This is a genomic window from Sphingopyxis sp. GW247-27LB (genome assembly GCF_002277025.1).
In the GTDB taxonomy this organism is placed as follows: domain Bacteria; phylum Pseudomonadota; class Alphaproteobacteria; order Sphingomonadales; family Sphingomonadaceae; genus Sphingopyxis.
This window is the reverse complement of sequence record NZ_NIWD01000005.1, coordinates 162,834-171,145: the sequence shown is the minus strand read 5'-3', so window position 1 is coordinate 171,145 and position 8,312 is coordinate 162,834. Positions and strand designations below refer to the sequence as shown.

Below are 8,312 nucleotides of genomic sequence, written 5' to 3'. Positions count from 1 at the left end.
TCTCCGGGCGACGATGTTTTGCCGGGGTGGGCTCGAGCCCACCCCGGCAAAACATCGCATCCTTAACAAGAAGGCTGGCGATCATGGTCCTATCACTTCCGCATTGCATCGGTGAGACGGTCCCGAAGAGTCGGGATAATGGCCGGATATTCGATCACGAACTCGTCGCCGCGGTGATGAAGATCGCCGGCGACGGCGTCGGGCAGACGCGGTGGAAGGTTCCGGGCGTGCTCGACTGGTCGAACATGTACTATAATCCCTATGTCGATGTCAGCCGCGACACGACCACGCTTTATGCCTCGGACCGCGATGTCTTTCTTTTTCTGGTCGATGACACGCACCCGATCGAGGCGGGCAAGCTTCCGAACGGCGAGCCCGATCTCTACTTCCGCGGCTTCTACAGCTGGAACTCTGAGGTCGGCGCGAAGACGCTCGGCATGGCGACCTTCTATCTCCGCGCCGTCTGCATGAACCGGAACCTCTGGGGCGTGGAGAATTTCGAGGAGGTCAAGATCCGGCACTCGAAATTCGCTGCCAACCGCTTCGCGCACGAAGCCGCGCCGGCGCTCGAGCGTTTCGCGGACTCCTCGCCGATGCGCTTCGTCAGTGGCGTCAAAACCGCGCGTGAACGCATCGTCGCCCGGAAGGACGAAGATCGCGAGGACTTTCTGCGCAAGCGGGGCTTCTCGAAGGCCGAGTCCGCCAAGATTGTCGCGACGGTGCTGGGCGAGGAAGGCCGCCCGCCCGAGAGCATCTACGACTTCGTGCAGGGCATCACCGCCTTCGCCCGTACCAAGACCCACCAGGACAGCAGGCTCGATATCGAGAGCAAGGCCCGCAAGCTCCTCGAAGCCGTCCACTGACATTCTGCGCCGCCGGACGCGATCGTCCGGCGGCCAATTTTCCGAAGGAGGAAAACCATGGCCGACGCACGCCACACGCTGCTTGAGACGATGCAGGATCTCATGTCCAACTATCTCGTCGATGAATGCCCCGACCATGTGACGTGGGAAGATTTCGATCCTGATATCGACGGTCTGCGATCCACCGTCATCGACCTGCTCGACAAGTCACTGTCGCCGACCGCTCCGGCAGATATCGTCACCTATGTCGTCGACGTCGATTTCTATAGCGGCGATGACCGCTTCGCGACCGAGGTCTTCACGATCGACGCTTCGACGCCCAATGGCGCCCAGCACCGCGCGCTCGCGCTGTCGCTCGATAGCATCTACAATGACCCGCGCGTTCCCGACCTTTCAAGGAGGGCTTCGGCCCAGTCCACCGATGACGGCGCGGGCAGCCCGGAATGATCACCGACCGGACCCAGCGGTGGCGCAAGCGCCGGTGCCGCTGGGTGCCGGGCGCCGCGGAAATCGACCCCGCAACCCTGTCCGTCGATATAATCGATACCCGGCGCGAGGCCGCGCCGTTCGTCAGGGAACATCATTATGCGGGATCGATGCCGGTCGCACGGCTCTCGGTCGGCCTCTTCGCCAACGGCCGCGATGGACGATCGGAACTCGTGGGCGTTTGCGTGTTCTCGCACCCGGTCAATAATGCAAGCGTTCCGAAAACGGCGGGTCTCGGCGATCCGCGCGCGGCGTGCGATCTTGGACGTCTCGTCATACTCGACAGTCAGGGCGCCAATTCGGAGTCGTTCCTGGTGGCACGGGCGTTCCGGCTGCTCCGCCGTGAGAAACCCGAAATTCTGTCGGTCATATCCTATGCCGACCCGGTCAGGCGCGTCGATGCAGACGGACACGTGTTCCTTCCTGGCCATGTCGGCCGCCTTTATTCGGTGATGGGAAGCCGCTATGTCGGCCGATCGAGCGCGCGCACCGACCTCATCCTGCCCGATGGCCGCCCCATATCGTCGCGGGCAATATCCAAAATCCGCAATGCCGAATGCGGTCAGAGATATGCGATGGAGGATTTGATCCGAGCCGGTGCCCGCGCGCCGCACTTCGGCGAGCACCGCGGCGAATGGCTGGCCAGCCTCGAACGCACCGGCTTTTTGACGCGGCGGCGCCATCCTGGCTGCCACGCCTATCTCTTTCCTTTGACGAAGGCGGCCCGGCTCGCCGCACGCAAGGTGCCGAGCCTGCCGTATCCCATTCTCGACCGGGCGGCGACAGAAGGCGACGTCACGAAGCTCCCGCTCCTCGACCTCGCTGCCTAGGCGGTCCCTTCAGCGATCGGTGCTGGCAGCCCCAAAATCCGTTCGTTCAGGGAGAAAGCGAATGCACATCATTTTCCAGATTCAAGGTCGGATCGACGTGCCTGACGGCACCACTCCCTCACCCGGCATCGAGAACCAGTTTCGGCTTCCCTCAGGACAAATTGCCTCAGTTCACCCTGTAATCGAACTGGCCATCGGTCCCGATACGGATGACCACCGCGATCTCACCTATTCGGAAGCCGCAAGCCTGGGAATCCTCCTCGACCTGTACGATCGAACAGCGACTCTCCGCACATCGAATTGAGCCAAGGCTCGATTGTCCAGCACAGCCTGAAATTCTCGGCAAACAGCGACTGACTGCACTGCCATCCTGGCGGCTGCACGGCGAGGAGAGGAGGTGGCGCGCGGGTGATCGTCCCAATCAGGAGGTGGCACCCATGAAAATCGAACTTCGCCGCATCACCTATAATGCTGCGCTGTCGCAGGAAACCAGCGCCTACACGGCCGACGTCTATATCGATGGCGAACTGGCGTTCCATGCCCGCAACCAGGGGACGGGCGGTGCCGACTTCTTCCACAAGGTCGGCCGCTGGACCGAGATCGATGTCAACCAATGGCTGGTCGCGAACCGGCCGCAGCGATCCTTCGGCAGGTTCAGCTACGATCACGACCTCGATGTCGAGGTCGGCGACCTTCTCGCCCGCGAACTCGAACGCCGCCGGTTGAAGCGGCTGATGCGGACCTATCTCGTCACGATCGAGCGCGGTCAGATCTACCAGTACCCGCTTCGCAAGCGCCCGGTGGACACGATCATCAGCGCGGTCCGGGCGACCAATCCCGATGCGGTCATCGTCAATGGCGCGAGCGGCGACGTGCTCGCCCAGGCCGTCGAGGTTCTCCTCTCACAGAAATGACCTGTCGCCACGAACCGCAAGGAACCCGAACATGGCCAATAACTATGTCGAGACGGCCTTCTATCTGCCCGTCACGCCCGAGGAAGCATCGCTGCTCGAAGAATGCTTTCTTGTCGCCGAGAGGCTGTCCGGCGATTTCGAAGGAACACCGAGCGGAGAGATGCAGGTGCTCGAGCCACACTACGCCGCCTGCAGCGATGCCTTCCGCAAAACCTTCCCCAAGCAAGATCAGGAGGAAGATCCGTTTGCGTCCTTCCTCGAACTCTGGCCCGATCCTGATATTCCCTCATTCGATGCGGACATCTCGATCGACGACAAGCGCGACGATACGGGCCTCGTCGCGTTCATTCGCGGCTATGAGGCTGATGTGCAGGCACTCGCATCGCTGATCCAGAAGGTTTGCATGAGCGCGCTCCCCTTCGGTTTCGAGTGGGCGTCTACCTGCGACAAGTTCAGGCCGGGCCAGCATGGCGGCGGATATTTCGTCATCACCGGCACGCAGATTCTCGGCGCCTCGACCCGCGAGATGATGGACGAAACCCTTCGATCGCTCCGCCCGGGAGTGAGGACGTGACCGGCATCGCCAGCGCGAGCGTGACGCACTATGTCGATGTGTGGGACGAGCAAATCATGTGGCAATCGGCCTTTTCCGCCTATGAAAAGACGAGCGGAATCGCCGACCAGCCCGATTTCGAACTCATGTGCGGGACGCAGGACCGGCCCGATATCTGCGCTTGCTTACAGATGATCTTCGATCCCGGTGCCAGCCCCATGGGCGTCCAGATCGAGGATTGCTGCGCCGAACTGATCGAGAATAGCGGCCCGCAGCCGGCCGACTGAAGCAGGAGGAGAGGGGGATAGGCAGGGGCGGGCGCGATGGGGCGTCCGAAGGCAGGAGCCTATCCCATGGCTTACGATATCGCGTTCCGATTTCAGCAAGCGCTCGATCCCTCGGGGCTGTCGACGCTTCCGGCCTGTCTCCACGCGCTGACCGCCGCGATCTCGGATTGCCGGAACGCCGGCAAGTCCGACGACCTCGATCCCGCCGTGATTTTGCTGGCACGCCATCTCGGCGCCATCGCGAGAGACTTGGGCGAGGGTGACAGTTTGCTCCGCCGCGCCTGTATGGACCGGCTTGCCGATATGCGGGGCAGATCCGCCCTTGCGGTGCTCGCGCAAAAGGGCGTCAGCTATGACGAGCAAGCCAAGAAGCTCTTCCATAGCGATGGCCGCAAGGCGCTGAAGCGTCTCGCCGACGCGCTTTGCCTCATCGACGGAAGCTATGACCTGCGTTCGAACATGGGTGGCATCGCGGTCAGCGGCGAGATCATCCTTCATGGCGAAGACATCTATGTCCAGCTCGGCCTCGGCATCGGGCCCGGCCGCGAGGTGATGTTCCGCCGTGTCGCAGGACGGCGGGACTATTGCGGCGATCGCAATCATTGGGCCGCCATTGGCGAACTGCTCGAGCCCGATCGCCTGGCGGCTCGCATCCGCCGCGACCTGCATCTCCCCAATCCCGGAACGCCGCCCCTGCGGCTCGTCGCCTGAGGAGTAAATCCATGGAAATCCTTGTCTCCCGTTCCCGCCTCGCGGGGACGCCGCCCCATTATGTCTACCGCGTCCTGGTCCCCGCCGACGGCGTGGCGGCTGAACGCCGCGCAATAGGCGGCGTTTCGGTGGCGCCCAGGGTCGCGGGGCGGATCGCATGTGTTCGCATGGCGCCCGTCGTGGCGCCCGAGCGCTATTTGATGATGAGCCCCGTCGAACGTGCGGCCCTCGCGCCGCGCATCGGGGCGCTCAGCCGCAGGATCGAATTGCTGATCATCCGCTCGATCTTCCCCGAGATGACCGCGGACTCGGTGCCGATCATATTCGAGCTCGACCATGACCCAGGCGATGCGTGCGTCTGGATCCAAATCGCGGACCTCACGGCCGCGTTCGATCGCCTTGAGTCCAACCTCGACATTCTCACGGCCTTCGACCTCGGTCTGCGTCAGGGCGACAATCTGCGCGCCGCCTGATGTCGGTCGGCCGAGTCCACGAAACCTGCAACCTCGTCATGAAGTCACCCAAAAAGAAAGGGTCTGAAATGACCGTTATCGGACATAATCACATACGAAAGGTCGAAACGTTCGACGGCTACGATATTATCGCGCACCCGCTACCAGCACGCGATGAACGCGTCTATTATCCGACGGAACCGGACAGCTGCAGCGCAGGCGTCACCTATTCCTCGCACGATGTGATGGTCGCAAGGCCGACCGGCATCGGCAAGAAGGGCCGCCTCGCCATATTGATGCACCATGGCGGCGGCCGCCATGTTCTCGAATTCTACGAGGGGCTTCTGCCGGTCGCTTCGGCCCTGCTCGCTCTTCCCGAGCGCGAGCAATATGCGCTTGCCTACACGATCTTCGAGCAAGCCGACGAATGCGCGATGGGCATGCGCGCCGCCGAGGCGCGGCGCTGGGCCGAGGCCCATGTCGATGGCCGCATCCGCAAGCGCCGCCGCGGTCGCTCACAACAGGTCTATGTCGAAACCGAGGCTGAGCGAGCCATTCGCCGAAGCCGATAAGCGGGGCCCCTGATGACGGGCCCATGCGCCCGCTTCCCCTGGGCTAGGAGGAAAGGGGGAGCGGGGCGGTGCGGCAGCAATGATGTTGCCCGGCAACCGGAGATCCTGTCATGACGCTTCCCCGCGAGATTCGGCCATCGGTCGGCGATGAACTCATCACGAAGGTATCGCGCCTGTTCAATGGGACGATCACCGACGTTCTCAACGAGCTGTTCCAGAATGCCCGCCGCGCGGGCGCCGGACGGATCGACGTTCATCTGGGCGACCACGAGGGCAGCTCGAGCCTTCACATCGCCGACGATGGCCGCGGTATCGACGACCCTGCTTCCTTCGTCACGCTTGGGCGCTCTGGCTGGAGCGACGAGATCGCGCAGCGCGAGGACCCGGCCGGCATGGGTGTGTTCAGCCTGGCCGGCAGGACCGTGACCGTGCGGTCCTTCTCGCGGGTCGCAGACGAGGGCTGGACAATGACCATCCCCGCGGACGGCTGGGAAGGAGCGCAGCCCCTGGCTGTCGAAAACTGTCGCATCCGGGCGGGCACAGAGATCATCATCGCCATGCCCAAGGAATGGCTCTGCAATCTTCGGGGCCAGATCGAGGCCGCTGCCAAGCATTTCCCCCTGCCTGTCCACTTCCACGGCGCACTGCTGCCGCGTGAGGATTTCCTCGAAGGGGCCCATCGGGTCGAGGAATGGAACGGTTGCCGGATCGGCATCTTCCGCGCGAATTATGATCTCGCGACTGAACCGCGGATCAACTTTCACGGGGTCAAGGTCGCCTGCCGCTTGCCGTCGGTCAAAGAGGTCGATGGTTCGTATCCCTGGACGGCCCGGATCGACATCGTCGACGCGCCATCGTTGCAGCTCGTGCTCCCTGCGCGCAAGGAAATGGTCGATAATGCCGCGCTCGCTTCGCTGCGGGTAGCCGTTCAGGCCACCATTTATCGAACCATTGCAACCGAGAGCAGCCACCGACTTTCATTCCAGAACTGGCAGCGCGCAGCCGATCTCGGCATCGAACTTCCCGAAGCCAGTGCCTGGCTCTCCGAATGGTGCCCACGCACGGCGGACGATCGTGGCGGCGCCGAGGGCGCCCGCATCGAGGCCGTCCCGATGATCCTGATTCCCGATCATGACGCCGATATCGAGCAATGCGCGGCATCGCTGCTGACCGAAGAGAGGCTCGGCTTTCGTGCCGTCCGCGCCGAGGACGCGTTCGCGGGCTACAAATGGTATGATGACCTTCCCCGCGTCACGGGCCTGTCCTTTGCGACCGAGATTGACGGGCGTCAGATTCACTACGCCGACGGCGATGTGATTTGCTCGGACACATTGTCTGGCCGCGTTCCTATGATCACGCTCGAAGTTCCAGTCGTCCGCTGCGCCGCGTCCGACGAGCCGATCGCGACGTTGAACTTTCCCGTCGACATGCTGGTCTGTGCGAATGGCGGAAGCGGTCTTGATGAAACCCATGTCTTCGTTCGCGAAGGAGCCACTATCGCGCCGGCGGCGCTTGCGCAGATGATCGAGGATTGCTGCTTTGCCTACGACGAGGATTGTAGCAGCGATAGTTGGCACACCCAGCACCGCGATTTTGAACGCGATGCCCGCAAATTTGCAAATGAACTGCTTCTTGGAGCCGATGAAGCGCTCGCCGAGAACATCCGCGCCGTTTTCGCCGAAGAAGTTCAATGGATGATCCCGATCGGGCGGCGGCTCACGCTCGAGGCCTATCACGGCAATGTGCGGGTCGCGTTGGCGGCCAATGACGCCGACCCTGAAACCACTGTGGCATGACGATGCCGGAATCTTGAACCGAGCGGGCGATCCGTGGTCACCTGACCGGCCCAATTCCCGAGGAGTCACTCCCATGGCGGAAGACGAATTCGACGATCTCGTCGACAACGCGACCCATGCGGTCAACAATTTGATCCCATCCTCGCTACTCGCCGGAATGGATGCCGAGGGGAGATCGCATCTCCTGAACCTGATCAACGATGCTCTTGCGCCCATCTTGCGCGACCTCGGCCCTCCCGAGAGTGGCGACGCGGGCTCCGCGAGGACGCGCCTTTCGACGATGGCCGCGTTCCTTTCCGAACTGATCGAGACGCATATCGACAAATGCGAGAACGCCGGGGGCGGTCCGGACGAGCGCCCGCCGCACATCGTCTCCGAGGCATTTGGCACGCAGGCTTATATCGCAAGCATCGCGACCAGCTCCAGGATCGATGCCGCGCATATTCATGTCGTGTTCGAAGACGGTGATGCCTTCCGGCTCACGATCAAACGCGTCGGCACCTGAAGGCGGGCCTCTCCTCATCCACTTCGACTGGACTTTGTCATGGCGAACGCTGAACCATCGATCCGATTGTCGCCGCGGCGCGCGGAACTCGCCTCCTTCGAGCGTTGCTATGCCGTTGCCGTCAGGCGGTGCGCCGCCAGCGGTCGCGCCCAGTTCATCGTGAACACTGGAGAGACGCTGCGGCCTTTCAGGGTCTCATCGCGACCGCCCGGCAATGGCGAAAGGTTGACGACCCTCGTCGCCTGACCGGCCAATACGGAGGAGGGAAGGGAGAAGCATCGGCGAGGATCGTTGGAAGGGTATTCGCCGATGACATCTTCACGCCCGCAACATTCGCACCGCT

Annotated in this window: 12 protein-coding genes; all 12 read left to right on the top strand. The window is 62.7% G+C overall.

Annotated features, from left to right (window positions below):
- Nucleotides 1-863 (top strand): hypothetical protein (locus tag CD928_RS05350; RefSeq protein WP_255247048.1); only part of this gene is annotated, 863 nt, incomplete at its 5' end.
- Nucleotides 864-920: 57 nt separating this feature from the next.
- Nucleotides 921-1,310: a hypothetical protein gene (locus CD928_RS05345; RefSeq protein ID WP_095385867.1), complete on the top strand. Its 390-nt coding sequence runs from the start codon at nucleotides 921-923 to the stop codon at nucleotides 1,308-1,310.
- Complete coding sequence (locus CD928_RS05340; protein WP_095385864.1) at nucleotides 1,307-2,179, top strand: hypothetical protein; 873 nt, start codon at nucleotides 1,307-1,309, stop codon at nucleotides 2,177-2,179. Before CD928_RS05345 ends, CD928_RS05340 begins: the two co-directional genes overlap by 4 nt.
- 61 nt (nucleotides 2,180-2,240) lie before the next feature.
- Nucleotides 2,241-2,483, top strand: coding sequence for a hypothetical protein (locus CD928_RS05335; protein ID WP_095385861.1), 243 nt, complete (start codon nucleotides 2,241-2,243; stop codon nucleotides 2,481-2,483).
- 133 nt (nucleotides 2,484-2,616) lie between these two features.
- Nucleotides 2,617-3,093, top strand: coding sequence for a hypothetical protein (locus CD928_RS05330; protein WP_095385858.1), 477 nt, complete (start codon nucleotides 2,617-2,619; stop codon nucleotides 3,091-3,093).
- Nucleotides 3,094-3,124: 31 nt separating this feature from the next.
- Complete coding sequence (locus tag CD928_RS05325) at nucleotides 3,125-3,667, top strand: hypothetical protein (protein ID WP_095385856.1); 543 nt, start codon at nucleotides 3,125-3,127, stop codon at nucleotides 3,665-3,667.
- Complete coding sequence (locus CD928_RS05320) at nucleotides 3,664-3,933, top strand: hypothetical protein (RefSeq protein WP_095385853.1); 270 nt, start codon at nucleotides 3,664-3,666, stop codon at nucleotides 3,931-3,933. Before CD928_RS05325 ends, CD928_RS05320 begins: the two co-directional genes overlap by 4 nt.
- A 66-nt stretch (nucleotides 3,934-3,999) precedes the next feature.
- On the top strand, nucleotides 4,000-4,644 hold the full coding sequence (locus CD928_RS05315) for a hypothetical protein (RefSeq protein ID WP_095385933.1): 645 nt from the start codon (nucleotides 4,000-4,002) through the stop codon (nucleotides 4,642-4,644).
- A gap of 179 nt (nucleotides 4,645-4,823) precedes the next feature.
- Nucleotides 4,824-5,117, top strand: coding sequence for a hypothetical protein (locus CD928_RS23730; RefSeq protein WP_255247047.1), 294 nt, complete (start codon nucleotides 4,824-4,826; stop codon nucleotides 5,115-5,117).
- 68 nt (nucleotides 5,118-5,185) lie between these two features.
- A complete protein-coding gene (locus tag CD928_RS05305) occupies nucleotides 5,186-5,668 on the top strand; it encodes a hypothetical protein (RefSeq protein WP_095385930.1) in 483 nt (160 codons plus the stop codon).
- A gap of 110 nt (nucleotides 5,669-5,778) precedes the next feature.
- Nucleotides 5,779-7,464 carry an ATP-binding protein gene (locus CD928_RS05300; protein ID WP_062900440.1) on the top strand — a complete coding sequence of 562 codons (1,686 nt, stop codon included), beginning with the start codon at nucleotides 5,779-5,781 and terminating at the stop codon, nucleotides 7,462-7,464.
- A gap of 73 nt (nucleotides 7,465-7,537) precedes the next feature.
- On the top strand, nucleotides 7,538-7,969 hold the full coding sequence (locus CD928_RS05295; RefSeq protein WP_062900439.1) for a hypothetical protein: 432 nt from the start codon (nucleotides 7,538-7,540) through the stop codon (nucleotides 7,967-7,969).
- Nucleotides 7,970-8,312 lie beyond the last annotated feature (343 nt).